Source organism: Streptomyces sp. XY431, assembly GCF_001279805.1.
Lineage (GTDB): Bacteria > Actinomycetota > Actinomycetes > Streptomycetales > Streptomycetaceae > Kitasatospora > Kitasatospora purpeofusca.
Map to the genome: position 1 here is coordinate 1 of NZ_LGDO01000408.1, position 295 is coordinate 295.

A 295-nucleotide genomic window follows, 5' to 3' on the forward strand; every position below is an offset into this window, starting at 1 on the left:
CGCGCGCCTGGGAGAGTTGGAGGAGAAGGCCGGCGCGGAGATCGTCTTCAACTACCTCGGCCGCTTCACCGGCGACAACACCGAAGCCGAATGGTCACCCACGCCTTTCGGGGTGGACAGCGGCATCGACCGCGAGATGCCGATGGGGCACGCGCTGACGATCAACGCGATGACCGAGGACCGTGCCGACGGTCCCCACCTGGTGGTGAGCGTGTCCTGGCCCGGCGCGCTGTTCGCGGAGGCGGAGGTCCGGGAGCTGCTGGACGGCTGGTCGACGGTCCTGCGCGCGTTGGTT

At 69.2% G+C, this 295-nt stretch carries 1 pseudogene; it reads left to right on the forward strand.

The features are described 5' to 3' along the window. Positions 1-295, forward strand: a pseudogene (locus tag ADK60_RS27465) (condensation domain-containing protein); the annotation flags it as partial.